This is a genomic window from Laceyella tengchongensis, from assembly GCF_900182735.1.
Lineage (GTDB): Bacteria > Bacillota > Bacilli > Thermoactinomycetales > Thermoactinomycetaceae > Laceyella > Laceyella tengchongensis.
Genome location: NZ_FXTU01000001.1, coordinates 151,063 through 175,723, shown reverse-complemented (window position 1 = coordinate 175,723; position 24,661 = coordinate 151,063). Strand labels below are relative to the sequence as shown.

26 protein-coding genes, 2 tRNA genes and 1 pseudogene are annotated in these 24,661 nt (G+C 49.8%); 8 read left to right on the top strand and 21 right to left on the bottom strand.

The window, feature by feature from the left end; all coding sequences use genetic code 11:
* Positions 1–75: 75 nt before the first annotated feature.
* The 3 genes from cshA to QQZ12_RS00875 form a co-directional block, all read right to left on the bottom strand.
* Complete coding sequence (cshA, locus tag QQZ12_RS00885) at positions 76–1,548, bottom strand: degradosome RNA helicase CshA (RefSeq protein ID WP_102991593.1); 1,473 nt, start codon at positions 1,546–1,548, stop codon at positions 76–78.
* 257 nt (positions 1,549–1,805) lie between these two features.
* Positions 1,806–2,384 carry a hypothetical protein gene (locus QQZ12_RS00880; RefSeq protein WP_102991592.1) on the bottom strand — a complete coding sequence of 193 codons (579 nt, stop codon included), beginning with the start codon at positions 2,382–2,384 and terminating at the stop codon, positions 1,806–1,808.
* Positions 2,385–2,537: 153 nt separating this feature from the next.
* Positions 2,538–3,695, bottom strand: a complete 1,158-nt coding sequence (locus tag QQZ12_RS00875) for a glycerate kinase (protein ID WP_284723817.1) — start codon at positions 3,693–3,695, stop codon at positions 2,538–2,540.
* Between the two features lie 85 nt (positions 3,696–3,780).
* Here QQZ12_RS00875 and QQZ12_RS00870 point away from each other — a divergent pair, with 85 nt between their 5' ends.
* Positions 3,781–5,067 (top strand): glycoside hydrolase family 18 protein, encoded by a 1,287-nt coding sequence (locus QQZ12_RS00870; RefSeq protein WP_102991590.1) that lies wholly within the window; start codon positions 3,781–3,783, stop codon positions 5,065–5,067.
* A 165-nt stretch (positions 5,068–5,232) separates the two neighbouring features.
* Positions 5,233–5,550, top strand: a complete 318-nt coding sequence (locus QQZ12_RS00865; RefSeq protein WP_102991589.1) for a hypothetical protein — start codon at positions 5,233–5,235, stop codon at positions 5,548–5,550.
* Between the two features lie 96 nt (positions 5,551–5,646).
* Here QQZ12_RS00865 and QQZ12_RS00860 read toward each other — a convergent pair.
* The 3 genes from QQZ12_RS00860 to QQZ12_RS00850 form a co-directional block, all read right to left on the bottom strand.
* Positions 5,647–5,735 (bottom strand) — tRNA-Leu (locus QQZ12_RS00860).
* 143 nt (positions 5,736–5,878) lie between these two features.
* Positions 5,879–5,964: transfer RNA gene (locus tag QQZ12_RS00855), tRNA-Leu, on the bottom strand.
* A 70-nt stretch (positions 5,965–6,034) separates the two neighbouring features.
* Positions 6,035–6,280 carry an FmdB family zinc ribbon protein gene (locus QQZ12_RS00850; protein ID WP_102991588.1) on the bottom strand — a complete coding sequence of 82 codons (246 nt, stop codon included), beginning with the start codon at positions 6,278–6,280 and terminating at the stop codon, positions 6,035–6,037.
* 362 nt (positions 6,281–6,642) lie between these two features.
* Between QQZ12_RS00850 and QQZ12_RS00845 the strand changes: the two genes are divergently transcribed.
* Together QQZ12_RS00845 and QQZ12_RS00840 are read left to right on the top strand one after the other, a co-directional pair.
* Positions 6,643–7,125 carry a divergent PAP2 family protein gene (locus tag QQZ12_RS00845; RefSeq protein ID WP_102991587.1) on the top strand — a complete coding sequence of 161 codons (483 nt, stop codon included), beginning with the start codon at positions 6,643–6,645 and terminating at the stop codon, positions 7,123–7,125.
* Positions 7,126–7,153: 28 nt separating this feature from the next.
* Entirely contained in the window at positions 7,154–7,981 is an 828-nt protein-coding gene (locus QQZ12_RS00840) for a cobalamin-binding protein (protein WP_102991586.1), read from the top strand.
* A gap of 59 nt (positions 7,982–8,040) precedes the next feature.
* Here QQZ12_RS00840 and QQZ12_RS00835 read toward each other — a convergent pair whose 3' ends face one another.
* Complete coding sequence (locus tag QQZ12_RS00835; protein WP_228502927.1) at positions 8,041–8,319, bottom strand: YuiB family protein; 279 nt, start codon at positions 8,317–8,319, stop codon at positions 8,041–8,043.
* 147 nt (positions 8,320–8,466) lie between these two features.
* Between QQZ12_RS00835 and QQZ12_RS00830 the strand changes: the two genes are divergently transcribed.
* Entirely contained in the window at positions 8,467–9,231 is a 765-nt protein-coding gene (locus QQZ12_RS00830; RefSeq protein ID WP_102991585.1) for a chlorite dismutase family protein, read from the top strand.
* A 70-nt stretch (positions 9,232–9,301) separates the two neighbouring features.
* Here the strand turns inward: QQZ12_RS00830 and QQZ12_RS00825 are convergent, their stop codons facing one another.
* Positions 9,302–9,433, bottom strand: coding sequence for a YuiA family protein (locus QQZ12_RS00825; protein ID WP_181352968.1), 132 nt, complete (start codon positions 9,431–9,433; stop codon positions 9,302–9,304).
* Between the two features lie 197 nt (positions 9,434–9,630).
* Positions 9,631–10,818, bottom strand: coding sequence for an NAD(P)/FAD-dependent oxidoreductase (locus QQZ12_RS00820; protein ID WP_181352969.1), 1,188 nt, complete (start codon positions 10,816–10,818; stop codon positions 9,631–9,633).
* Positions 10,819–11,122: 304 nt separating this feature from the next.
* Here QQZ12_RS00820 and QQZ12_RS00815 point away from each other — a divergent pair, with 304 nt between their 5' ends.
* Together QQZ12_RS00815 and QQZ12_RS00810 are read left to right on the top strand one after the other, a co-directional pair.
* Entirely contained in the window at positions 11,123–12,109 is a 987-nt protein-coding gene (locus QQZ12_RS00815) for an NAD(P)/FAD-dependent oxidoreductase (protein ID WP_102993760.1), read from the top strand.
* A 218-nt stretch (positions 12,110–12,327) separates the two neighbouring features.
* Positions 12,328–12,591 (top strand): hypothetical protein, encoded by a 264-nt coding sequence (locus QQZ12_RS00810; RefSeq protein WP_102991583.1) that lies wholly within the window; start codon positions 12,328–12,330, stop codon positions 12,589–12,591.
* A 185-nt stretch (positions 12,592–12,776) separates the two neighbouring features.
* Here the strand turns inward: QQZ12_RS00810 and QQZ12_RS00805 are convergent, their stop codons facing one another.
* From QQZ12_RS00805 to QQZ12_RS00795, 3 genes are all read right to left on the bottom strand, one after another.
* Positions 12,777–13,451: a coiled-coil domain-containing protein gene (locus tag QQZ12_RS00805; protein ID WP_102991582.1), complete on the bottom strand. Its 675-nt coding sequence runs from the start codon at positions 13,449–13,451 to the stop codon at positions 12,777–12,779.
* Positions 13,452–13,686: 235 nt separating this feature from the next.
* On the bottom strand, positions 13,687–14,043 hold the full coding sequence (gene erpA, locus QQZ12_RS00800; protein ID WP_102991581.1) for an iron-sulfur cluster insertion protein ErpA: 357 nt from the start codon (positions 14,041–14,043) through the stop codon (positions 13,687–13,689).
* 66 nt (positions 14,044–14,109) lie between these two features.
* The gene (locus QQZ12_RS00795) at positions 14,110–14,352 is read right to left on the bottom strand and encodes an aspartyl-phosphate phosphatase Spo0E family protein (protein ID WP_022737816.1); all 243 of its coding nucleotides are present in this window, start codon (positions 14,350–14,352) and stop codon (positions 14,110–14,112) included.
* Positions 14,353–15,009: 657 nt separating this feature from the next.
* Between QQZ12_RS00795 and mqnE the strand changes: the two genes are divergently transcribed.
* Positions 15,010–16,113, top strand: coding sequence for an aminofutalosine synthase MqnE (gene mqnE, locus QQZ12_RS00790; protein ID WP_102991580.1), 1,104 nt, complete (start codon positions 15,010–15,012; stop codon positions 16,111–16,113).
* Positions 16,114–16,165: 52 nt separating this feature from the next.
* Here the strand turns inward: mqnE and QQZ12_RS00785 are convergent, their stop codons facing one another.
* From QQZ12_RS00785 to cysK, 9 genes and pseudogenes are all read right to left on the bottom strand, one after another.
* The gene (locus tag QQZ12_RS00785) at positions 16,166–16,405 is read right to left on the bottom strand and encodes a YuzB family protein (protein WP_102991579.1); all 240 of its coding nucleotides are present in this window, start codon (positions 16,403–16,405) and stop codon (positions 16,166–16,168) included.
* 133 nt (positions 16,406–16,538) lie between these two features.
* A complete protein-coding gene (locus QQZ12_RS00780) occupies positions 16,539–17,159 on the bottom strand; it encodes a hypothetical protein (RefSeq protein ID WP_284723816.1) in 621 nt (206 codons plus the stop codon).
* 27 nt (positions 17,160–17,186) lie between these two features.
* Positions 17,187–18,824, bottom strand: a complete 1,638-nt coding sequence (gene ggt / locus QQZ12_RS00775; RefSeq protein ID WP_284723815.1) for a gamma-glutamyltransferase — start codon at positions 18,822–18,824, stop codon at positions 17,187–17,189.
* A 32-nt stretch (positions 18,825–18,856) separates the two neighbouring features.
* Positions 18,857–20,026, bottom strand: a complete 1,170-nt coding sequence (locus tag QQZ12_RS00770; RefSeq protein ID WP_102991576.1) for a CapA family protein — start codon at positions 20,024–20,026, stop codon at positions 18,857–18,859.
* A gap of 12 nt (positions 20,027–20,038) precedes the next feature.
* Positions 20,039–20,500, bottom strand: a complete 462-nt coding sequence (gene pgsC, locus QQZ12_RS00765; RefSeq protein ID WP_022737811.1) for a poly-gamma-glutamate biosynthesis protein PgsC — start codon at positions 20,498–20,500, stop codon at positions 20,039–20,041.
* A 118-nt stretch (positions 20,501–20,618) separates the two neighbouring features.
* Positions 20,619–21,761: pseudogene (pgsB, locus tag QQZ12_RS00760) on the bottom strand (poly-gamma-glutamate synthase PgsB); the annotation flags it as partial.
* Between the two features lie 332 nt (positions 21,762–22,093).
* Complete coding sequence (locus QQZ12_RS00755; protein WP_102991574.1) at positions 22,094–22,414, bottom strand: YuzD family protein; 321 nt, start codon at positions 22,412–22,414, stop codon at positions 22,094–22,096.
* Positions 22,415–22,440: 26 nt separating this feature from the next.
* Complete coding sequence (locus QQZ12_RS00750; protein ID WP_022737808.1) at positions 22,441–23,574, bottom strand: bifunctional cystathionine gamma-lyase/homocysteine desulfhydrase; 1,134 nt, start codon at positions 23,572–23,574, stop codon at positions 22,441–22,443.
* Position 23,575: 1 nt separating this feature from the next.
* A complete protein-coding gene (cysK, locus tag QQZ12_RS00745) occupies positions 23,576–24,505 on the bottom strand; it encodes a cysteine synthase A (RefSeq protein ID WP_284723814.1) in 930 nt (309 codons plus the stop codon).
* Positions 24,506–24,661: the final 156 nt, after the last annotated feature.

Genomic DNA, 24,661 nt, shown 5'->3' with positions numbered 1-24,661 from the left:
TCTTGACGTTTGACCGGGTCAATGGCAAACGGACGGGAATGAAAAAACCGCCACCCGTTTGGGGCGGCGGTTTCTTCACACATCAACACGATGGTTTTTACCCTTTTTTTTGTTGGCTACAAACGTCTTACCTTTACCGGCAGAGCGGTCATGGCGGCGGGGTTTGTCTTTGCTCCAGTCACCGCCACGCGAGCCGCCTTTGCCTCTGATCCCTTTCTTATTAGGGAAGAAGCCGCCACCATCCTCCGAGATTTGCACAGGCGTGGTGTTGGGCTCTTTGGTTAGCAGTTTCAATGCCGCGGCAACGACAGTCACGGGGTCGTGCTTATCAAGCAAGTGGTTGGCCCATGTAGCATAATCGCTGTCGGTTTGCCCATCGACCACTTTTGCTAACTGCTCGACAGCGATGCGCTGCTGTTCCCGCAACGCGTCTTTGATGGTCGGAATTTCCGCCCGTGTCATTTTGCGGCGGATCACCTGTTCGATCATCCGCAGATGATCCATTTCACGGCGGGTGACAAAGGTGGTCGCCACACCCGATTTCCCTGCTCTGCCGGTGCGGCCGATCCGGTGTACATAGTTTTCCGCTTCCTGTGGGATGTCAAAGTTGTAAACATGGGTCACACCGCTGATATCCAATCCGCGAGCCGCCACATCCGTAGCCACAAGAATGGAGATCATCCCTTGTTTAAACCGTTGCATGACGGCCGTCCGACGCGCTTGCGAAAGGTCACCGTGCAATCCTTCAGCATGGTATCCCCGCTTGTTTAGCCCTTCCGCAACCTCATCCACCCGTTTTTTGGTGCGCGCGAAGATCATCGCCAATTCCGGTGCTTGCGTTTCGATCAACCGGCAAAGGGCGTCAAACTTCTGTTTCGGGTGCAATTCAATGTAATATTGTTCAATGCTAGGAATCGTCTCTTCTTTGGCTTTTACTTTAACATGAACTGGTTGGGTCATAAATTTCTCAGCCAACGTTTTGATCGCTGGTGGCATTGTCGCCGAGAACAACAGCGTTTGCCTGATGTCAGGCGCTTGTGCCAAAATCGCTTCAATCTCCTCGATAAAGCCCATCTGCAACATTTCGTCGGCTTCATCAATCGCCACCATCCGAAGATCGTTCAAGCGGATGGTTCGCCGGCGCAAATGATCCTGCAATCGTCCTGGCGTGCCCACGACAATATGCGGGCGTTTCTTCAATGAGCGGATTTGCTTGTCAATCTCCTGGCCTCCGTACACCGCCAATGTCCGCACCCGCTTGACCTTGCCCAACCGGTGCAACGCCGCAGCCACTTGCATCGCCAACTCTCGGGTCGGCGTGATGACCAGACCTTGAATCCCGTCCGAATCGAGGGAAACCTTTTCCACGAGCGGGATGCCGAATGCCGCTGTCTTCCCCGTCCCGGTCTGCGCCTGGCCCAATACATCTTGGCCATCCAATGCGAGAGGAATCGTTTTTTCTTGGATCGGAGTCGGCTGGTCAAAGCCCATCCCCTCGACCGCTTTTAACACATCCGGGCTAAGCCCGAAGTCATGAAATGTTTTCAATATCAATAAAGCCCCTTTCAGCTTCCATCACCGAAATCATCCACCCCATTCGATTGATGGAGCTGATGTCTCATTAGCGTGATTTCCAAATAAAATCTTGATAACCCATCCCTGACTTCCTCATTCAGCGGATGAGCCGTTTGAAGAAATGTAAGATTGAATACTCATCATATCATACTGCAAGGAAAATGTATTCCATTTTTCCCATAGAAAAAACCAACCCATTTATTGTCAAGGGTTGGCGTGATATTAGCGGATTATTCACCAATCGGTTTTTTTGTATCTGTGCCGCGCACATCTTTGTGGAACGCGTTCCAAGAATCATTAAATTTCTTCAGATCGCTTTCCAATTGGGTCTGCAATTTCTTGCTTTCGCCTTCCAATTGCTCATAGTTGTCTTCGGCAGGTTCTTTGCCTTGGCCGATCGCCTCATAGTACTTCAGGTTCAGCTCAAACATTTCGATCTCGATGTCTTTCATTTTGAGCTCGTTCTCTGTCAAGGTTTGCAAATCAGCCAATGTTTGGTCAGCCATTTTTTTGCGGTTCTCAGACAAGTTGGCTGTTTTGGCTTGAACTGCCGGAATTTGCGCCTTGATCTCCTGCAAACCTTTGCGCTCCTTTTCGGAGCTTTCCTTTTGTTTTTTCAGCAACTCCAATACCTTATTCAGCGCCTCTTTATCCACATTTCCCTTTTGCAAACTGATATTCAACGTGTTGACCGCCGTGTCCATCGCTACATTGTCAACAGAGGCGGACAAGCGATTGCTGAGAGCATTACCTTTATCAACGAGCTTGCTGATTTCCAGCACCACTTTTTCAGCGTCAGCTTGGTCCATGATTGAACAACCTACCAGTGACAATATACTAATAACAAGAACAATGGCTATTCTTTTCATGTTATGAACCCCTTCGCTATATGTGTACAACAAGAAATATCATATCTCTCATCATTAAAATATTCAATATATCTTTTATATATTGGATTAGTTTTATCTTCTAGATTGTTGATCTCGTCCACTTCCCAGCTTGATGGCTGTAGCCACCCGCCACACTGCCTTTTCTAATAACGGTTCAGCTTGGTCGAGCGCCTCTGCCAACGACATGGTCTTATCCACTATGGGTACCAACAATGAGATACCCACATCCGGCAGAGTCACCTGCTCCCCTTCGATTCGGCCAGCAAAGGCGATAACAGGCACGTCCAGCCGTTTAGCCATTCGCCCAATGCTGACGGGCACTTTGCCATAGAAGGATTGGCTGTCAAAACACCCTTCCCCGGTGAAAACCAGATCCACCTCGGCCATTTTCTCCATAAGCCCGCCCTGCGAAGCAATCAAATCAAACCCGCTTTCCCTCCGGCATCCCAAACAAGACAACAAACCGAATCCAATCCCACCAGCCGCTCCACTCCCCGGTGCGCGCCGCTCATCCCTGCCCGTCACCCGCCGCATCACTTCGGCGTAGCGGTTCATCCCCGCTTCATAAGCAGGGATGTCCCTGCTTTGTATTCCCTTTTGGGGCCCAAAGACTGACACCGCTCCCTCGGGGCCAAGCAACGGATTTTCCACATCGGTCGCCAAAATCACATCGACTCGTCTGAGCCGGGGATCAAGTCCTGTCAAATCCGCCTGTGCCACCCGCAACAGCGAAGCACCGTCACCCCTGAGCTCTTCTCCCTTCGAGTCGGTGAAACGCGCCCCCAACGCCCTCATTAACCCCATTCCCCCGTCCACGGTAGCACTGCCGCCCAAGCCTAGGATCAGCGTATCTGCGCCCTGATCCAACGCATGTCGAATCAACAATCCCGTCCCGTAACTCGACGCTCGCGCCGGATCACGCTCCTGTTCGGCAAGAAGCGGCAAGCCAGAGGCAGACGCGGTCTCGATGACAGCCAACCGCTGTTGGGCCACCCACAGATACGAAGCCCGCCGCTTTCGGCCCAGGGGATCGGTGACAGAGACATTGATATCCTGTCCGCCAATGATCTCCCGCAGCGCTCGAGCCGTCCCTTCTCCTCCGTCCGCCATGGGAAAAGGCACCGTTTCCACATCGGGAAAAACATGCCGCAACCCCCTGTCCATCACCCGTACCGCTTCCACACTTGCCAAGGAACCTTTGAACGAATCAGGGGCAAGTAAAACTCTCATCACGAAATCTCTCCTATCTGAATAATTGATCTGCCGACTCATACATATGAAACAAGAAATGTTTGCGGCGAAAGGAGTTTTTATCATGCAAATCCATGTCGTGGCCAGGGGGCAAACACTGCCTGACATCGCCGAAGCTTATTCCCTTTCGGCGGATGTGATCGAACAGGCCAATCGCTTGCCCAATCCGCAAGATCTGGTGCCCGGGCAAGCGATGGTTATTCCCATTTCAGGGCAATATTATTGGGTACAGCGCGGGGACACCCTTTACAAGATCGGCAGGCGCTTCGGTGTGCCCCCATTCAGGCTAGCCCAAATCAACCGTTTGTCCCCGCAAACCCCCTTGCGTATCGGTATGCGGCTTTACATCCCTCCAGCAGCAAAGCGGCCAGCCGAAATAAACGCTTATATTGAGCCAGACACCCAATTGAGCGAAGCACTCCGCCGGGAGACGGAACAAGCCTCTCCATACCTGACCTACCTTTCTGTCGCCAGTTACCGCGTTCGGCGGGATGGCTCGCTACAAGCCCCAGGAACAAACCAACTGCCTGCCATCGCCCGCCGCAACCGAGTCGCATTGGCGATGGTGATCAGCAACCAAGAAGAAGATCAATTCAGTGAGGAGATCGGGCATATCATCATGAACAACACCGAGGTGCAGGATCAGTTATTGGCCAACATCATCGAAACAGCTAACCGCGTGGGATACAGTGACATCCACTTCGACTTTGAATTTCTTCCTCCCCCAGATCGCGAGCCATACAACCGCTTTCTCGAAAAAGCAGTCAACCGCCTGCGCCCGCTGGGCTTTACGGTTTCGACGGCTCTCGCTCCCAAGACCAGCAGAGGTCAACGCGGGCAATGGTATGAAGCCCATGATTATCGCTTTCATGGCCGCGTTGCCGACTTTGTGGTGCTGATGACCTACGAATGGGGATACAGTGGTGGCCCTCCCATGGCGGTTTCCCCCATCAATGAAGTGCGCAGGGTGGTTGATTACGCTTTAAGCGAAATGCCTGCTAACAAAATCTCTTTGGGTCAAAATCTATACGGCTATGATTGGACCTTGCCATATCGCCCAGGCAATCCGCCTGCCAGGGGCTTGAGCCCACAACAAGCCATCGCCATCGCCGCCAGGGAAAACGTAGAGATTCAGTATGACCCTGTCGCACAAGCACCCCACTTCAATTATGTCGACGATGCTGGCAACCGGCATACCGTCTGGTTTGAAGACGCCCGCTCCATCCAGGCCAAAATCAATTTGGTCAAAGAGCTCGGGCTACGAGGAATAAGCTATTGGCGGCTCGGTCTCGCCTTTCCCCAAAACTGGCTCTTGATCGGCGATCAGTTCCAAGTGGTCAAAAAGCGATAAGCATGCCGCCTTCGCGCCCTAAACGCCATAAAGCCCTGACCTGCACTTATCCGAATATTATCTCTTGATTCAATAGTATTTCTTCGTTATCTATAGCAGGAATGTCCTCCTTAGTGCCGTATAGGATAATAGGTCGCTAAAGTAATCGGGAATAAGGAGGAAGCCATGAGACATAGAAGAGAATTCACTGTTAAAGGCTGGCTGTTTGACCATATCACCCTGACATGGCGCGAAGGCGAGCTGTTCGCGGATCGGCCGGACATTTTGGAAGTAATCAAAAACCGGGTAAAGCAATTGGAAGACTTGCGTGCGTTCATCTTATGCCCGGAGACCCGCCGTTTCTATATGGAAAATTACCTCGCAGAGCCCTTGTCCGCTTACCTTGTGCTAAAACATATTCTTGACTCGATTTACGAAGGCCCAGACAAAAACGAGTTGTTGCGCATGACTGGTTCTTCCTATTATGTCGCCTCACTCACTTGACATCATCAAAAACGCCTCGACAGTTTCGGGGCGTTTTTGCCTTTTGATCCACCAAAAATGAAAAAAGCCTTGACCTGCAACAGGTCAAGGCTTGGTTGGTGCTGAGGGTCGGACTCGAACCGACACGGTGGTCACCCACCGCAGGATTTTAAGTCCTGTGCGTCTGCCTATTCCGCCACCCCAGCATGATATCAGCAGGTTGATGAAATTCAATCTAACACGCGTTTGCGGCTAAGTCAAGAACGAATGGGATAACGGTTTTGAGGCGCTGTAAAAAATAAAAACCACATATCCCAATGAATATGTGGTGAGTTTTCGGTATGTAAGATGGTGCCGAAGGTGGGACTCGAACCCACACTCCTTGCGGGAACACGATTTTGAGTCGTGCGCGTCTGCCAATTCCGCCACTTCGGCAACTCGTAACAACGAAATTAAATATATCACAGCTTTACCCGATTGACAACCCTTTTTATAAAAAATTTTTTTACATGTCGGGCTGGGCATCCTTTGTTGCTTGCCACACCGCTTTCGCCATCTTCTGCCGCGAAAGGGCCAATTCAAACAAAAGACTGTCTGTCGTTAAAAAAAGGTGTTTTGAGCCCCTTTCGCCGCAGGTGGGACATTGGACGATGTCCGACTGACTTCCTTGCAACACACCAAAACCCTTGCCGCATTTGGGACACTCACATCGGTCAAGCAGTCGGGCGAACCCCGGCAAATAATTATTCATTAGCTTGCCTCCTGAACAAATCATTCAAATCCGCCTCCGCAAAACATGGCGAATGTCGCTTTCTCCCCCTTCCATCCATGTTTAAAAAGGCATAAGAAAGATTCGCCCATCCGCTTCTAATCTCCTCTTCAAAAAAGAGGATCCGTCGTTTTAAAAAAAGGGTAGGATATAATATAATGAAATAGTTTATCTCTGACAAAATAGCAAAAGATGGCGGAAACCCGCCACTCACACACAACCACCATCCTCGGTGGCCCGGGGAATCGAGCCCCCGTCAAAAACGAATACACACATTAACTAAAATGAGCCTATTAAGCGTAGAATCCGTTTACCGCACTTCTCAGAAAGGGTGACCCCGATCGATGCTGGAACAACTGGCACACAATTTTCCTCTCTGGACATCACTTATCGCCATCACACTGGCCCAACTGCTGAAGGTTCCTTGGAATTACACCATCACCCGCCAGTGGGACTGGAATTGGTCATATAGTTCGGGCGGCATGCCCAGCGGCCATACCTCCGCCGTCACTTCCTTGGCCACTTCCATCGGGTTGACCTCAGGCTGGAACTCACCTGCATTCGCCATTGCCACGATCTTCGGCATCATTGTCATGTATGATGCGACTGGAGTGAGAAGACAAGCCGGCATGCACGCTCAAGTATTGAACCAACTGGCAGAAGACTTCTCGCTTTTGCTCCGCGAGATTCGCCATCTAAATGAAAAACCGTCCTCGGAAACCCGAATCAAATTGAAAGAGATTCTGGGCCACAAACCAATTGAAGTATTCACTGGCGCCTGGTTTGGCACGCTGGTTGCCATTTTGATGTATTTCATTTGGTATTAACAGCCCAACTCAAGAGGAGGCATAGGGAATGAAACGCATCATATCGATCTGTCCGAGTAACACCGAAATGCTTCACTTCTTGGGCTTGCGTGAAGAAGTATGCGGCCTAGACGACTTTTCCGACTGGCCGCATACATGGCAGCATCTGCCCCGGGTGGGACCAGATCTGGACATAGACATTGACAAAGTCAAGGCGTTGCGTCCAGATTTGGTCATCGCCTCCCTCAGCGTACCGGGAATGGAGAAAAACATCGCGCAACTTAAACAAGCAGAAATTCCCACCTTGGTTCTCAATCCCAAGACCCTAAAAGATATTGCAGAAGATTTCGTCTATCTTGGCGACGCCCTCGGCATCCCCTCGCAAGGGCGAGCTGCCAAACAACGCTTTTTGCAGGAGATATCCCTCATACAAGCCGCCATTCCACGTCAAACAACCACACCGCGGCTCTATTTTGAGTGGTGGCCCAAACCCGTGTTCACTCCCGGCAGGAAAAGTTGGCTCACGGAACTTTGCCAACTCGTTGGCGCAACCAACATTTATGCCGATCACGACGCCGAAAGCGTGCAAACGGACTGGGGCGACGTGGCCGCACGGCAACCTGACTATGTGTTAGTCACATGGACGGGCGTTCCGCGAGAGCGAATCAAGACCACCTTCTTCACCTCCCGTCCCGCTTGGCAGGGAACCCCCCTGATCGAAAAGGGCAACATACATATCCTGGAAGAAGGATGGTTTTGCCGGCCATCTCCGCGCCTATTGCTCGGCGGCAAACAAGTGGCGCACCTGCTTTATCCTGATCGCTTTCGCGCGCCTGAAGAAGGGGACCCGTATCAAGACACGCGGCTTCGCCCATGAGCGACTGAAGCGCAAAAAAAATCCGAAACCTTGGGTTCCGGATCACTTCGTGCACCAGATCAAAACATGCGATACCCTTTTTGGCGCAACGTCTTGATCGTCCATATGCCACCGATCGCGCCCGCCAAACCCGAGAAAAAGAGAACCGCGTTGACCACTGTAAATATTTGGTTGACATCTTTACCCACATAAAAGGCGACTCCGAAAAAGATGATCAGTGGAAGCCATGTGGTCTTTAAGATCATGTTTAAAATAAATCCGATTCCAAAAAACAGCACAAAGAGCAGCGGAATGGAAATAATTAACTGGGCGAGATACAAGTTAACCGCCTCCGTCATCATTAAAAATCCTCACTCATTGTACTGAAAATAACCCATTTGGTCAATGCGACCGGAAAATGATGGCGATTTGTTGAAGCCGTTTGCTTCTTTCTCTCTTCTTTCGCTACAATAGGGGTTGGATAAAGCAAAAGGAGGACTTTCATTATGCGTCCACAAGGCAGACCTTCCTTCTCAGGAAGACCAGGGGCACAAACCGGTGAAGAAGCGCCGAAACGCCCAAATCTCCCAACCCAATTTGTCAACTTTACATTCTTCAAAGTAGATCCAGCATGGCGCCGCCTCAGCGACGCAGAACAACAAAAAGGCAAAGAAGAGTTTGCCGCGGTTGTGAAAGAGTTCCAAAACAAACCAGGCATGTTTGTTCTGTCCTATTCGTTGGTGGGAATTCGAGCTGATGCCGAATTCATGCTCTGGCGGATCGCCAACGAATTGGAAACGTTCCAAGAAATGACCAGCCAACTTATGCGAACCGGCTTGGGCAAATACCTAACCATCACATATTCTTATCTCTCCATGACGAAGCGTAGCGTCTACGTAGACAAAATGGACCCTGAACATCAAAATCCCCGCACCCACATCATTCCGGGTCGAAGCAAATATCTGTTCATCTATCCTTTTGTCAAAACGCGCGACTGGTACCAGCTCTCCTTCCCTGCACGTCAAGGGATGATGGACGAGCACATCCAAGTGGGAAGCAAATATCCATCCGTCAAGTTGAACACCACTTACAGCTTCGGTATTGACGACCAAGAGTTTGTGGTCGCGTTTGAAGCGGATGACGCCAAAGACTTCTTAAACCTCGTGCAAGAATTGCGCGAAACCGAAGCAAGCCGTTACACATTGCGTGACGTGCCCATGTTCACCTGTATTAACCACGCAGACATCATCGATGCGCTAAACACACTATAAAGCAAAAAGTCCCGGGCTACGGGACTGGACATAATTTATATAAAATTGAGAAATTTCTGTATATTATATGTTAACGCGATTTTTTATTACCGCTCCCTTTGCAGGCATAACACGTCTCCGAACCACCTAGGAGCAAGGTGACATAACCGTTTCCCTCACAGTATTTGCAAGTGTCTTTCCTGCCTTTATTCGATCTCAGCATGATCCATCCCCCTTTTTTACTCTATTTTCCGAATATTATATATGATAATAATAAATAAATAAACACGCAAATGAATTGGTAACCTCTTAAAAACATGGATGTAAGCGATAACAACAAGTAGTTTCTCATTTTTTCAAATAAATACATCAACAAACAAAAAAGAAACCGACCCTTTCAGTTGAAGGGCCGGTGACTGATTACAGCTTTCCTTTGCGCAATACCAATGACAAACCACCCAAAAGATAAAACCAACGCAAATCGATCAGCTTTTTCATGAATGCTGCTGATCCACCCATCAATTTCTTGTTGCCAACCACACCGATCGCTTCTTTGCGGCCAAGAGAGGCAACGGTACCTTTTGGCATATATTTGAACGGCTTCATTTCTCCGCCGCGCAACTTCACAGCCAAGTTTTTGCCCAAGTATTGTCCTTGTTGGGTAGAGATTTGCGCCGTCGGTGGGTATGGGCGCTCATCTTCATTGAACACCAAAGAGCTGTCCCCAATAATGAAGACATTGTCATAACCAGGCGCGCGCAGGTTTTCGTCTACCTTGACGCGGCCGCGCATGGTCTCGATACCCGATTCCTCAACCAATTTGTTACCGCGCACACCTCCGGTCCATACCACGGTGGCCGCTTTGATCTCTTGTCCCCCCTTCAAAATGACACCCTCTTCGGTGCATTCTTCGATAGGGGTGCTGATCAAGAATTCGACGCCTTTGCTTTCTAAGTATTTCACTGCATATTCAACCAGTTCTTTGTCGAATCCAGGCAACACGGTCGGCGCAGCTTCCACGTTGACAATACGAACTTTCTCCAACGGAATATCGTATTCACGGCACAGTTCAGGCATCCGGTCAACCAATTCTCCTACATACTCGATCCCTGTGAAGCCAGCGCCACCCACCACGATGGTGATCAGCTCTTCCTTCTTCTCGAGCGCATACCGCGCAAACATGTATTCCATATGCTCGCGGATCGCGCGCACGCTGGCAATGTTGCGGATGAAGAATGCGTTCTCCATCAGACCTTTGATACCGAAAGTCTCTGGTGCGCTACCCAAGCCCACGACCAAATAATCGTATTTGAGCGGCTCGTTGCTTTCCAATTGGACTTCCTTCTCTTCCAACTTGATCGCCGTCACGCGGTCTTGAATGAAGTTAATCCGTTTCGTATTGATCACGGATGGAATCGAAAGACGCGCATGGTCATGATGGGAAGTACCGGCTGCCGGCTTATGAAGCTCCGTCGTCACATAATGGTAAGAGTTTTGGTTCACCAACGTGATCTCTGCTTCGTTGCTTTTCAATTCTTTCGCCAAGCCTTTTGCTGTCATGAGACCGCCATAGCCTGCACCCAGAATAACAATTTTAGGTACACTCATCATTGATCACATCCATCTACTTGTTATGATTAATTCCTCACAAACTGGGGAAGTCTTACCTTATCGTCCTTATTGAATCATGCCATTGTTTATGATATGATTTTCACGTTCTTTTGGCAAGAGCTTTTTGTTTTCATTCTGTCACACAACCCTCACCATTATCCTCTGTGTATCTGGCTTGGTAATTTTTTATCAATTCGTATAGTCCCCTTCTTTTGGTTTAAGGTATTATATATAGAAACGCATAGAGATTTAATTGCCATATTAAGAATATTGCGGAGGTGTTCACATGACACAACCACACATGGATGCGCAGGTGACTGATATCGCTATTATCGGAGCCGGTCCCGCGGGTTTGTTTGCGGCATTTTACGCCGGAATGCGCCACGCTTCGGTCAAAGTGATTGAGAGCATGCCCCAAGTGGGCGGCCAGCTCTCCGCACTGTATCCCGAAAAATACATTTATGACGTAGCAGGCTTTCCCCGCGTGATGGCCCAAGAATTGGTCAACAATCTGGTTGAGCAGGCCAAACACTTCAATCCTATTTATTGCTTAGATGAGAAAGTGTTGGAAGTAAATAAAAAAGAGGAACGCTTGTTTGAGATTGTCACGCACAAACAAATTCACCGCGCCAAGTCTGTGATCATCACCGCGGGTTGCGGCGCTTTTGAGCCCCGCAAACTAGGGTTAGCCGGGTCCGAACGATTTGAAAACGCTAACCTCTTCTATTTTGTCAAAGACAAGCAGCAATTCGCCGGTAAAAACGTCTTGATTGCAGGGGGCGGTGATTCCGCAGTAGACTGGGCCCTCATGCTGGAACCAATCGCCAACAGCGTCACCGTGGTGCATCGTCGCGACAAATTCCGTGCCCACGAGCACAGTGTGGAACAGATGAGAAACTCCAGCATCCGCGTCATCACCCCGCGTGAAATCGAAGCCCTGCACGGGGATGACCGCATTGAGCGTGTCACTCTGGTCGACAAAAAGAACGGGGTGACCGAAACATTGGAGACGGATGCGTTAATCGTAAGCTACGGATTTGTCTCTTCCCTGGGGCCGATTGCGCAGTGGGGCTTGGAAATCGAAAACGGTGCTATCAAAGTCAACTCCCGCATGGAGACCAACATCCCGGGCATCTATGCCGCCGGTGACATCGCCACCTATCCTGGCAAAGTGAAATTGATTGCCGTGGGCTTTGGTGAAGCGCCCACCGCCGTAAACAACGCCAAACAATACTTAGACCCCGAAGCAAGACTACAACCCGGCCATAGCTCCAACTTGAAATTATAACAAAACTCCCGCGCGCCAGCGGGAGTTTTGCGCTTTATCACTGTCAAGAACAGACTTTTGTGCGTAATGTTCCGTGGTCGCTGATGCGGGATACGGGGAAGTGCATCCGCATCCATATTCTTTCCGAAAACACTTATTTGAGCCCGTCTCGCCCGTTTGGCCACAAGTTGCATGTTTTTCCCACCTAGAGGCAAATTAAATGGCAAAGGAGGATGACCATGCATCCCAAGTCGACATTGTCTTGTCCCGTTTGCAACGGATTCAGCCCTTTTGCCGCCTCATGCCCCACCTGTGGGCAACCACTAGTGGACAACGGCCGATACATGGATCTATTTGGGGATTACAGCCCATATCGTCCCATCGACGACGCCAAACTGACTGATGGGCTCATCGATGCCCGCACCCATCAGTGCCCACACTATACCACTTGCCGACATTGCGGTTATGAAGGAGTCCAACTCATTCAAGAACAGAAGTACTAGCCATGTCTGGCATCAAGTAAGTGTGAAGTAGCGGCGGAAAAAACCTCTTCTCTATTGACGCGTGAAACGCATGGAAAATGGTTTTTCTGCCGTTTGCTTTTTCATCAGACACACACTAAAGAGTGAAGCAAATAAAAAAACGGCGGAACATTGCCATGATCACCGCCGTGGGCTTTATTCCACCTTTAGGCAATTAACGACGCATACAATGACCATACCGATAGGGCGAAGCAGACCAGTATGGCGATCATCACCAAACGCCCTCTTCGCTTCAACCTGTTTTCCCAGTCCTCTTCTTTTTGCGCTAACTTCGTAGCCAAATCGTCCAGCGCTTGTTCCTTTTTCTGTTGCTCGCGAAGTTGATCTTGCAACGATTGCATCGTCGACTCGAGTTGGTTCTGTTTTTCTTCCAGGCGGCTCATGCGTTCTTGCCATTCCGCTTCCACCCCCGCCCTCCACTCAGCTTGCGTCTCATCGATCCACTTCTGCAACTCCGCTTTCAATGCGGCCACTTCGGTTGCAAGAGCTTCCTTTGATTCGACAATCGTCTGATTGGCCAACGATTCCATTTGGTGAACTTGTTGCACGACAAACCGTCTCGTTTCCCTGTCATCTGTCCGGATCGCTTCACTGATCAGTTGCACATCCCGGTAGACTTCATTCAGTTTGTCCGAAACTGCTTTGGCCGAATGCCTTACAAACTCAGCTTCCCGCAACTGCTCATCCACATCCCGTAGCCGAGCCCATTCGCGTTCACAAGCTTCCAGCCGGTTATGTAACTGTACCATTTCCTCATAGACCTCTTGCAGCTCATCCACCGCATCCCTGCCCTGTTTGCCAAACCGCTCAAACAGTCGCATCCTTCTCTCCCCTTTTTGCAAAGTGATATCCATCATGATACCAGCGAAAGGCGGTCGTTTTACCCGCAAAAAGTGACCGCGCCATGACACCTGCCCTGGGAAAACAACCCTGCATGCAGTAAAGCTGGCTTTACACATGAATGAAGCCCGCCCCCACCGCGTCGCAGCTTTGCGAAGCAGATGGGGGCGAGCCCATGGTTACAGCGTTATTCTTATGCGATCCTCACAACTGCCGTCAGCAATCACTCGGTTTACCTGCATCGGTCGCAGTACGGAATGAAGAGCCGCAGCCACAGGTGGCGGTAGCATTGGGATTGTCAATGCTAAACCCGCCTCCGATCATGGATTCTTTGTAATCAATCACGGTGCCCTTCAGCAAGGGTTGGCTGTCTTTGTCGACCAGTATACGCACCCCATGCTGTTCCAGCAACGCATCACCGTCTTGTTTATCTTCATCAAACCCCAGCCCGTAAGAAAATCCGCTACATCCGCCATGTTGCACACTTACGCGCAGAAACAGGGATTCAGGGTTCTCTTGATCTTGCATCATCTCTTTTACCTTGAAAGCGGCTTGCTCAGTCAACGTAATCATCGGGTGTCCCCTCCTTCTGATACCAGTATACTAAGGAATCACCCCGACGCACAACCAAGCGACTCGCTACATGACCTTATATCTTATATGCTCGTTCGCTTCTTTGGATTGCACCATACTTGACCGAATATGGTACACATTCTCCCTTTTTCGACCGGAACACGACTTTTCCCACATATTGTGCAGGTGATCCAATTCTTGACTGAGTTGATACACCTGCGGATGTCCCAATCCCAAGTCTAGCGCAGCCTTTTCCATCCGCTTACGGACACATTCCATGCGCTCAGCGAGCGAACCACAAAACTCCACGCTAAGCCCTCCTCCCCTTAATCTGACCCAACCCTCTCTAACCTCGAAAAAACAATTTCTCTTTTATAGCGACTGACAAAAAGCAGAACATTAGATGTTCATTTTACAAATTGTTTGATTAAACTTACCATTTAGACAACATGTTGTCAAGGAGACCGACAGGGCAAAACGGTATTTTTACCAATTTGTAAAAAAATGTCAACATTTAATCGCTCTTTGTCGCGGTCAGGGGCTTGCGCACCCCATCCCTTGCTTCTACTCTCATCCACAAACTGGCATGCTCGACAATCAAATGAGTGGAATTTCGACATGATGACCGATTTCTTCCGCTTATTTTCAGCACAAAGTCTTTGTGTTAGAATGAATGGGGAAATTGCAATCAATTATTTAGGCAATCGAAATAAAGGGGACGGGAGTTGCCAAGCGCATGTGAAGCTTTACGCATTCATGTGCAATTTTTCACAGCTGAGGGTTGCCCATTTCGGTTGCATTTCGGCTCATGACATGCGCTAGACAGACGCCCGTGCAAAAAAGTCGCATAGAACGCGATAGCAGCATGCCTTCCATATGTCGATATGATAAGGTGGAATCATCCTGATTGAATGGAACAATAAAAACTTAAATCAAAAAGATGCGGTTTCGGAAGGAGGACATTGCATGTCACTCATGATCACCCCTACGGACAAAAACTTGATTCCCATCGTGGAAAAGGTACAGCATGGAGAGCGCCTGACCCTCGAAGACGGGTTGACACTGTACCAATCCCCCGATTTGCTCACCATCGGCCAATTGGCTAATGAAGTGAATTTAAAACGGAATGGCGACAAAGTGTACTTTATTCAAAATATGTACATCAACCCAACCAATGTCTGCGAAGCCAAATGTGCATTTTGCGGCTTTCGGCGCGATCCCGGCGCTGAGGGCGCCTACACCATGTCTGCTGATGAAATCTTGGAATACGTAGGCACCCGCTACTCACAAGGGATTCGCGAATTCCATATTGTCGGCGGTCACAATCACACCGTTCCGTTTGACTATTACTTGGAAACCATCTCCATTTTGAAAAAACACTATCCTCATGTCACGATCAAAGCATACACCTCTGCCGAAATCGAGTTTTTCTCACGTCTGACTGGCCGCTCTTACGAAGATGTGCTCAAAGAGTTGATCGATGCCGGATTGGACACCATGCCGGGAGGCGGCGCCGAAATCTTGACTGAGCGCTATCGGCTCAAAATGAGCCCGGACAAAGCCAGCACCGACCAATGGCTGGAAATCCACGGTATCGCCCACCGCTTGGGGTTGAAAACCCACGCCACGATGCTGTACGGCTCGATTGAAACCTTGGAGGAGCGCCTGATTCACATGCTGCGCGTCCGGGAACTGCAAGATCAGACCGGCGGATTTATGGTCTTTATTCCGTTGGCCATGCAACCTCGCAGTGTAAACGCATCGATCAAGCGGCGCACTTCCGCCATGGACGACATGCGCACTATCGCCATCAGCCGTTTGATGCTGGACAACTTCCCGCATATCAAAGCGTACTTCATCAACATCGGCACCCAATTGGCTCAGTTGGCAATGCATTTCGGCTCTTCCGATTTGCACGGCACGCTGGTAGAAGAACGCATCAGCCATGCGGCGGGGGCACTGACACAACAAGCGCTTACCCGCGATGAACTCGTCTGGCTCATCCAAGGAGCAAATCGCACCGCCGTGGAACGCGATACGTTCTACAATGAAATCAAAGTCTATGAATGACGCAAAAAGGGCACGGAGCGTTTAAACTCCGTGCCCTTTTGCGCTTTTGCGTTTAATAACGTACTTCCATTTCATCGATGGCTTCTTTGATCTTACGGTACAGGTCATCTCCCGTCCCAGCCGCAACCACTTCCCCATTCACCAAGGCATAAGGCCCTTGCGCGCAAATGCCGCAATTCCCCAAACAACCGTATTCTAGCACATCGATGCCTGGGTCTTGCTCCAATTTATTCTTCACTTCCAGCACTTCCGGCGTGAGGTTGTTTACACAAAACTCCACTAAAGGAATCATCTATCTTCACTCCAATAATATGCTTCACTACATATAAAACATTATACACGTCTTCCTTCGCTTTCCCAACAATCTCGCGTGAAAGGGCAGATAACAAGAAGCTCCCGAGTACTTAGTACCCGAGAGCTTCTTGTTACGGCTGGTTCGATTGTGTGCCAGCCGGCGCCTTGGCAGGCTGCTGGCCAGGAGGGGTCACTCCGGACTTCGCGTCTTCCTTAATCAGTTTCACACCAAGATCCTTCATCACCTGAATTGTCTTTGCATTGCTCCATTGTCGCTCTTCAGTAATCTCGTTCGTGAATACCAACGTCGCCAAGTCATCCAAGATGTCATGCCCCAACCGCTTGCCGATGTGCTTGCGCGACTCCGTCAGATCAGCCTGCAATGATTGTAAAAATGCTTGGTGCGCGGTGTCCCCTTTATACATCGGCTTGTTGAGAATCGCTTGGATCTTGTTGAATTCACGAGCGGGGTTGGCCAATCTTTCCCCCCATTCCGGACCGAAGACATGATAATGGGAGTGTTCATGCAACAATTCCAGCGATGTAGCGATTTGGTCAAAATCTTGCTTTAAAAAAACCCCGTCATTTTGATTCTTGTTAAGTAGCGTTCCTTTAACCAACTCTTGTCGATAGCGATCAATCGCCTGTTTCTCTTCTGCACTTAGCACCTCGACCCGCCGAAAATCAATCAAAATGTACATGATGAACCCAATCACAAGAAATGGGGTGAGAATGCTGATTAACCGTTTCATCTTCCGTCATGCCTCCACAAAAATCCATTAGTCTGAGAAGCGGAACGCTCCATCACGCCGGCTATCAAATCCTCCTTCGATCGTGTTTTGACTCCGGTTCACCCGAATCCCCTGCACGCCGCCGTAGAACAGGCTAGCCGGTTTCAACACGATCGTGTACCCTTTTCGTTTCAATTCCGTCTCTACTTCCGGCGGCAAGGCTCTCTCCACATAGATGACGTTTCCTTCAACGATGAAACGCGGTTGGTTGATTGCCGTTTGCATCGGCATATCATACTCTAACAGCCGCAAAATCACTTCCGTCAATACCGGTGTGATTCTTCTCCCCCCGGCGCTACCGATCCCCAGCACTGGCCGATCGTTCTTGGTGAAGATGGTCGGCGCCGTATAACTGATCGGCTTTTTGCCCAATTGAGCCCGGTTGGGCGAACCTGACAGGATACTGAAGTTTTTCAGCTGATTGTTAAGGAAAAAGCCGTCCACATAAATACCCGAACCGAAGAAGTTACTAAGCGTATTGGTGACCGAGACCATCATCCCTTTTTTATCAACAACCACAAAATGGGTCGTGTTGTCATGATCCTCTTTATCAGCCATCGAGTCGACCACTTGTTTGTATTGGAGGGAGATGCGTTCATTGTTGATGTCGGAGGACAAGCGTTTAATATAATCTTTGCTCAACATATCTTCCACCGGGACATTGATAAAATTGGGATCACCAATGTTTCTCATGCGCGCCCCTTGTACGCGCTTTTCCGTTTCACCGAGCAAATGGATAAAATCAGCTGACAGGTCTTTGGTCTTTTCGACATTGATCTGATCGGCGATGAACAGGGATTCCGCCAACATCAGCCCTCCGCTCGGCGGTGGGGTTGTCACCATTTCAAAATCATTATACTTCACTTTCAACGGTTCTTTTTTGGTCGCTTGGTAACGTTTTAAGTCACTTGCCTTGACACCCTTCGACGCTAGTTCAATATCCTTGGCGATAATGCCGCTGTAAAAAGCATTGGCACCGTTTGTTTGAATCGCTTTTAATGTCGCAGCTAACTCTTTTTGTTGCAACAATTGCTTAGGTTGAATCGGTTTGCCGTCCGGATAAAAGTGGGGCATCTGTTTCACATTCATGCGAAATTGGGCATCCCGCAACCGACCGCTTAACAACGCCGTCACCTCAAACCCGCGTTCAGCCAGTTCGACGGAAGGCTGGATCAAGCGATCCATCGGCATCGACCCGTACTCTTTATGCGCCAGCTCCATCCCTTTGACAAACCCGGGCACGCCTACACCATTAGCAGGAATCAACCCGGTGAACGGGGCGGTTTCCCGGTAATCGATCACGATCGGCTTCTGTTTCTTGCTGTACGGATGAATCAACATCGTGCCGCCCCCGCCGATGCCGGAACCAAACGGCTCCACCACGCCCAACGCGTAGCCGACGGCGATGGCAGCGTCAACGGCGTTACCCCCTTGTTCAAGCACTTTCATCCCCACATTCACCGCTTCAGGATGGGCAGCGGCGACGCCATACTTATAATTTTTTTTAGCGGGGATCGTTTGTTCAAACACCTTGGGGTTATATTTATTTCCTTCATACACATAAGCAAATATCATTCCTACCACAACTAGGATGGAAAGAAGGATATGCATGTTTTTATTGCTCACGTTTCTCTCCCTTCCCCTCTTTTCCTGCTGCCTCATTTGCCTGCAGGCTGTCTTCCCTTACCAGACAGCGGAATGATCCGGGATATGTAATCCCCTTCGCGTGTCCATGTCTGGTTCCATTTATCACTGTACATGAATTCCTCTGTCAATTGGTTGAAGATTTTCTCACGCCGGTACACATTCGACCAACTCGTTAGCGGACGGGGCTGCCCTTCGCGAATCACCATGGGGTGAAGTTCCAACTTGGCTTTTTTCCCGCCTTGCAAGATTTTGTATTGAACCAGCACGCTTTCTCGGGTGCGGGACCAACCTTGGTCAAACACAAAATTGCCGAGACTGTACAAAATCACGCCTTGTTTATACACTTCCACCGGTTCCAACACATGCGGGTGGTGCCCGATCACCACATCTGCGCCGGCATCCACCAAAGCGCGGGCCAAGCCTTGTTGACGCGGATGATAGCCGCTGTCATATTCCAAGCCCCAATGCATGTGCACCAAAACAAGGTCCGCATTGCTTTTCGCCTTGGCCACCAGAGGGAAGAACACATCTGGGTCCGCCGGCGCAATGCCCGAACGGTCTTTTCGCGCCCGATAATCCCTAGGAATGATATCGGAAAAACCCAATACGGCCACTTTGATGCCATTGACGGTTTGATACGAAATGCGGCTCGCTTCTTTCAAGTCACGTCCAGCGCCTACCGTGTCAATATCTTGCCCGTCAAACGCTCTTAACGTATCCAACAACCCCTGTTTTCCATAATCCTTGATGTGGTTGTTGGCCAAACTGACTGAAGAAAATTTGGCTTTTTTCAATGCGTTGACCGCTTCTGGCTTCGTGTTGAGATGAATCTGCACATCCGCTTCCGGATATCCTTCGCGGTTGGTGATGGGGTTTTCAAAATTCCCTGTCACATAATCAGATGCCGCAAAATATGGCTTCACGTATTTGAGCAGATGATCATAACCAAACCGCGGAACGATGGCATAGCCGACATACCGGCCAAACATGATATCACCAACCATGGAGATGGTCAGTACGCTATTGGGATCTTTTTTCACTGACACTTCTTGAGGCCGGTCGGTAGCATTCAATACGCTGATCAACACCACCGTGAAGACCGTAGCGATCACGGTGTGAACGGTGGCTTTTTTCTTTTGTTTCTTGATGTATCGTTGCAGTTTTTGCCTCCAGGTCAACATTTCTTTCACTTCCTAGAACAATTGATAAACAAACATGATCAGGAACGTGCATCCACTGAGTAGCAACGTGCTGCCCACTGTCGGAACCAATCCCTGCCTTTGGATGGTATTGGCGATCAGCCCCGGAACAATGATTCCAATCCCGCGAAACTCTTGCATTTCAAAAGGCACATAAGGAACAACCATCGGAGCGAACAAGTCAAAAATCAGTTTCAACCCGATCCCTACCATGAGCATCGCAGCAAATTTGCGGCGGCCATATAAGATGGTGAACCGCGCCACCACTTTCGTCACAATCAAATACGTCAAAAAGCTGATAAGCAATACCGTTCCAACGAAGATGGGCTGATCGAACACGAGGCCCATGTACCCCGGAACGATCAAGCCCGCAGGCACGACGCCCACTTTTTCTGCATATAGCAGGCTGAGAACAACGCCGATAATCAAAGAAATGTATAAGTCTGAACCGAACAACGAAATCTTCCTCCTAGCTGACAATTTGCGCAACTTTGACCTTTTTCCCGGGGGATTCTTTCTTTTTGTAAGCCCGGTTTCGCTCTTCTTTCGCTTGCTGATTCATGTGCTCAAAAATCTCGCACAGCGGTTCGGCGGAACCGTGGATATTGCCAACTCCGTACACCATCCGATTTTGTAGCTTCGGCTTGATGGCCTTCATGATCGCTTCCGTCGGTTGGTCTTCCAAATCCAACAATGTGTTGCATTTAATGAGACCCGCCTGATATGCCTCCACGATCGGTTGCGTCGTTTGGCCAATCACCACCAACGTATCTATCTGCATGTGCGGCAACACATCCCTAGCAAACTGTTCTGTGCGATCCACCCGGTCCGGACGGCAATTCATCACCACAATGGGATCTTGCGTCGGATAGCCCAGCATTTTGACCCGCTCCCAAATATTCAAGGTGGAAGCCGCGTCATTAGCCGCGAATCCATTCACAAAGTAAGAGGGTGTGTCACTATGTTCCAATGGCAGAATCCGCATAGCACCCGGGTCGGGATGCGCGTTGAGCATGCCACGGAATGCCGTTTCTTCATCAATCCCCACCGCCTCTGCAACCGCTAGCGCCAAAGCGGCGTTCTCAGGAAAGACCATGTAATCAAATTGACGTAAAAATTTCTCGGAAATACGGGAGTTATCGGCAACATGTACTTGTGTTTTACGTTGCCTTGCCACGCGTTTGAAAAAAGGAACATATGGCCCGTCCGACACGATCAAGTGGCCGTTGTATGGGATGGTGGCTGTAAAGGCGTCAGCCACTTCGCGCAGGGTAGGCCCCATCACATCCATGTGGTCCTCCAGCACATTCACGATCACCCCAACATTGGCTTGTAACATCTCTTCTTGGAAAATGATCTGATAGTCAGGATTTACCGCCATACATTCACTCACCAGACAGTTGGCTCCCATCCGGGCCGTTTCAGCCACCACCACTTTTTGTTCGCGGATGTTGGGGCCTTCCAACCGTCTTTTGATCGGTTTCTCTTCATCCTTGTACCAATAAATCATGCGCGCCGCCGTTCCTGTCGTCTTGCCGACTGCGCGGTATCCTGCCTCCACCATCACCCCGGTGATCAAGCGCGTAACCGTCGATTTACCGCGAATCCCGTTGATGTTGATACGCAACGGAATCGAATCAATATTCTTCTGGTGTTTCCGCTTTTCCCAAATTCCTAAAAATAAAAGAATGCCCATAAAGATGGGGATGAGCCACATTCTTCTCATCTCCTATTCAAGAGTTAATCAATCCGTATTACACCACAACATCTTATATAATAAAGAATTCTAAAAGAGTTGCTACATCTAAAATTTGTCTACATCATGAATCTCCTGCTATATAAAGGAATAACAACCTATCCTACCTGTATTTCTTTATTCGAAGCAATAATAGATTTTGAATCCATCAATATTTACCATTAAAAAATATAATCAATCGAGGCCAATGGTTAAGCATGTGTTCATTCAGCGTTTTGCAAAGAGGAGATCGCCTCCAACTATGGTTGACAATAAAAAAGCTCTGGCCTGATGCCAGAACTTTTTCTCCGGGTTCAACCTAATTGCTTAACCCCCACACGCTCGATTTTTTGACAGATTTCTTTCAATTTGGGGTTTCCTTCCGCTACAATCTCTCCTTCGATGACAACCACCGGATACCAGAGATCTTCATCCAGCACCCGCTTGGCGAACGCCACCGTTTCCGCCGAGCCAACCGGTTCATGGATATCCACGTAGCGCACATCCACTTGTTCACCGTATTTCCTTTTTAATGCCGCTTCCAGCCAAGACGATGTCTCTTTGGCTGAAGGGAAATTGACGCAACTGGGGCAAATCTGCTCAGCGCCATACACAAATACGGTTATCGTTTTCATTGATGTCAACTCTTTCCCCTGGAAGATTAGGATAAAGCCTGTTCCAAATCCATCAACAAATCTTCTCCGTCTTCCACACCCACAGAGATGCGGATCAATCCATCGGTGATCCCCAGCTCACGTCGCCGTTCAGCAGGAATGGAAGCATGCGTCATCCGCGCGGGCACGGAAATCAAACTCTCGATCGCTCCCAAGCTTTCAGCTAACACAAAATAACGCGCTTTTTCCATGACTTGGTCAGCCAGTTCCGCACTGCCGACGTCAAAGGAGACGATCCCTCCGAACCCTCGGGCCTGTTTAGCCGCCACTTCATGTCCTGGATGCTGAGCGAGGCCGGGATAGTACACTTTTTGCACCCGGTCATGCTCGCTTAACCATGTCGCCAGCATGTGGGCGTTTCGTTCATGCTGCTTCATCCGCAAGCCAAGGGTGCGAATCCCACGCATCAATAGCCATGAATCTTGCGGGCCGAGAATGCCGCCGATCGAATTTTGCAGAAAATGCAGCTCTTCCCCCAATTGTGCGTCTTTGGTCACAATGATGCCAGCTACCACATCGCTGTGGCCACCCAAATACTTGGTGGCACTGTGTATCACCACGTCAGCCCCCAGGTCAAGCGGGTTTTGCCAGTAGGGGGTGAGGAACGTGTTGTCCACGGCCAACAAAGCGCCCGCTTCCCGCGCAATGTGCGACAACGCTTCAATATCGCTCACTTTAAGGAGCGGATTACTGGGGGTTTCCATATAAATCGCCTTCGTATTGGGCTTTAGCGCCGCGCGCACTGCATCCGGATCACTGGTGTCCACGAAGGTAACATTGAGACCCATCCGGTTGAAGACACGGCTGATCACCCGGTACGTTCCCCCGTACACATCGTCACCCACAATCAAGTGGTCGCCGGTGTTAAAGAGAGACAGGAAAGTGGAGATCGCCGCCATGCCCGACGAGAAAGCCAAGCCTCTCGCTCCGTTTTCCAGATCAGCGATCAACGTCTCCAAAGCAGCTCGAGTGGGGTTTCCTGTGCGCGAGTACTCATAACCCGCATGTTCTCCTACTCTTTTTTGTTTGTAGGTCGACACTTGATAGATCGGCACACTAACCGCGCCTGTGTGAGGGTCGCCAAAGACGCCGCCATGAATCATTTTTGTATCCAACTTCATCTCATACACCACCTTGGTAAATTTTTTTGCTAAGATAGCGTTCACTGCTGTCAGGAAAGACCGTGACGATCCGAGCCCCTTCCGGTGCCTTTGCCGCCAAACTTAACGCCGCATGGCAAGCCGCACCGGAAGAGCTGCCAACCAGCAATCCCTCTTTCGCGGCCAATTCCTTCACCAGCCGAAACGCGTCTTCGTCTGATACAGTGACCACTTCATCTATCATATTCCAATCGAAATACTCAGGAAACATCTCCATCCCAATCCCTTCGGTTTTATGCGGGCCAGGCTCCCCACCAGCGATGATTGAACCCTCCGGCTCCACAATCACCGTTTTAATGTCCGGGTTTTTCTCCTTCAGATAGCGTGCCACCCCCATAAACGTACCCGAAGAACCAGCCCCGGCGACGAAGATGTCGATTTTGCCGTCCATCTGCTCCCAGATCTCCGGCCCTGTCGTTTCATAATGCGTCTGTGGGTTGGCAGGGTTGGTAAATTGTTGAGGGCAATAAGCCCCGGGAATCTCTTTCGTTAATTCCAGTGCTTTGTTCATCGCTCCGATCATGCCCTCAGCGGTCGGCGTGTTGACCACTTCCGCACCCAGCGCGCGCATCAGCTCCTGCTTCTCCTCCGAAAACTTCTCCGGCACGACAAAAATCACGCGATAACCAGTGCCAACTGCTGCCAAGGCCAAGCCGATGCCTGTGTTTCCCGCTGTCGGCTCAACGATCGTACCGCCCGGCTTAAGCCGTCCGCTCCGTTCCCCATCCCGGATCAGGCCCATGCCCAAGCGGTCTTTGACACTGCCTCCAGGATTGAAATACTCCAGTTTGGCATACAGCTCGACCCCTTCGGCCAACCCCATGCGATGCAAACGGATCATCGGTGTGTGGCCAATCAACTCTCTAATATCGTCAACAATCTTTTTTTTCATAGGAGTTGCCCCTTTAACCAAATGATACAGAAAGATGGTGGATCGATTTATCACGACACGCGGTCCAACCTAGGCATGGGGAGCGTTTCAGCTGTTAAGCCGAAGCTAGGCTGCAAGCGCGCCGGTCAATCCCCTTCTTCCATACATTGTCATCCT

Excerpts from the sequence above, each read along its gene's own strand:
- QQZ12_RS00875 (WP_284723817.1), bottom strand. The coding sequence starts at position 3,695 with ATGAGAGTTTTACTTGCCCCTGATTCGTTCAAAGGTTCCTTGGCAAGT.
- cysK (WP_284723814.1), bottom strand. The coding sequence starts at position 24,505 with ATGAAAAAAAAGATTGTTGACGATATTAGAGAGTTGATTGGCCACACA.
- QQZ12_RS00810 (WP_102991583.1), top strand. The coding sequence starts at position 12,328 with ATGCATCCCAAGTCGACATTGTCTTGTCCCGTTTGCAACGGATTCAGC.
- QQZ12_RS00835 (WP_228502927.1), bottom strand. The coding sequence starts at position 8,319 with ATGACGGAGGCGGTTAACTTGTATCTCGCCCAGTTAATTATTTCCATT.
- QQZ12_RS00780 (WP_284723816.1), bottom strand. The coding sequence starts at position 17,159 with ATGAAACGGTTAATCAGCATTCTCACCCCATTTCTTGTGATTGGGTTC.
- QQZ12_RS00825 (WP_181352968.1), bottom strand. The coding sequence starts at position 9,433 with ATGCTGAGATCGAATAAAGGCAGGAAAGACACTTGCAAATACTGTGAG.
- QQZ12_RS00785 (WP_102991579.1), bottom strand. The coding sequence starts at position 16,405 with ATGATTCCTTTAGTGGAGTTTTGTGTAAACAACCTCACGCCGGAAGTG.
- QQZ12_RS00820 (WP_181352969.1), bottom strand. The coding sequence starts at position 10,818 with ATGAGTGTACCTAAAATTGTTATTCTGGGTGCAGGCTATGGCGGTCTC.
- mqnE (WP_102991580.1), top strand. The coding sequence starts at position 15,010 with ATGTCACTCATGATCACCCCTACGGACAAAAACTTGATTCCCATCGTG.
- QQZ12_RS00770 (WP_102991576.1), bottom strand. The coding sequence starts at position 20,026 with ATGTTGACCTGGAGGCAAAAACTGCAACGATACATCAAGAAACAAAAG.
- QQZ12_RS00870 (WP_102991590.1), top strand. The coding sequence starts at position 3,781 with ATGCAAATCCATGTCGTGGCCAGGGGGCAAACACTGCCTGACATCGCC.
- QQZ12_RS00750 (WP_022737808.1), bottom strand. The coding sequence starts at position 23,574 with ATGAAGTTGGATACAAAAATGATTCATGGCGGCGTCTTTGGCGACCCT.
- QQZ12_RS00840 (WP_102991586.1), top strand. The coding sequence starts at position 7,154 with ATGAAACGCATCATATCGATCTGTCCGAGTAACACCGAAATGCTTCAC.
- QQZ12_RS00865 (WP_102991589.1), top strand. The coding sequence starts at position 5,233 with ATGAGACATAGAAGAGAATTCACTGTTAAAGGCTGGCTGTTTGACCAT.
- QQZ12_RS00830 (WP_102991585.1), top strand. The coding sequence starts at position 8,467 with ATGCGTCCACAAGGCAGACCTTCCTTCTCAGGAAGACCAGGGGCACAA.
- QQZ12_RS00755 (WP_102991574.1), bottom strand. The coding sequence starts at position 22,414 with ATGAAAACGATAACCGTATTTGTGTATGGCGCTGAGCAGATTTGCCCC.
- QQZ12_RS00880 (WP_102991592.1), bottom strand. The coding sequence starts at position 2,384 with ATGGACCAAGCTGACGCTGAAAAAGTGGTGCTGGAAATCAGCAAGCTC.
- QQZ12_RS00850 (WP_102991588.1), bottom strand. The coding sequence starts at position 6,280 with ATGAATAATTATTTGCCGGGGTTCGCCCGACTGCTTGACCGATGTGAG.
- QQZ12_RS00815 (WP_102993760.1), top strand. The coding sequence starts at position 11,123 with ATGGATGCGCAGGTGACTGATATCGCTATTATCGGAGCCGGTCCCGCG.
- erpA (WP_102991581.1), bottom strand. The coding sequence starts at position 14,043 with ATGATTACGTTGACTGAGCAAGCCGCTTTCAAGGTAAAAGAGATGATG.
- QQZ12_RS00845 (WP_102991587.1), top strand. The coding sequence starts at position 6,643 with ATGCTGGAACAACTGGCACACAATTTTCCTCTCTGGACATCACTTATC.
- QQZ12_RS00805 (WP_102991582.1), bottom strand. The coding sequence starts at position 13,451 with ATGCGACTGTTTGAGCGGTTTGGCAAACAGGGCAGGGATGCGGTGGAT.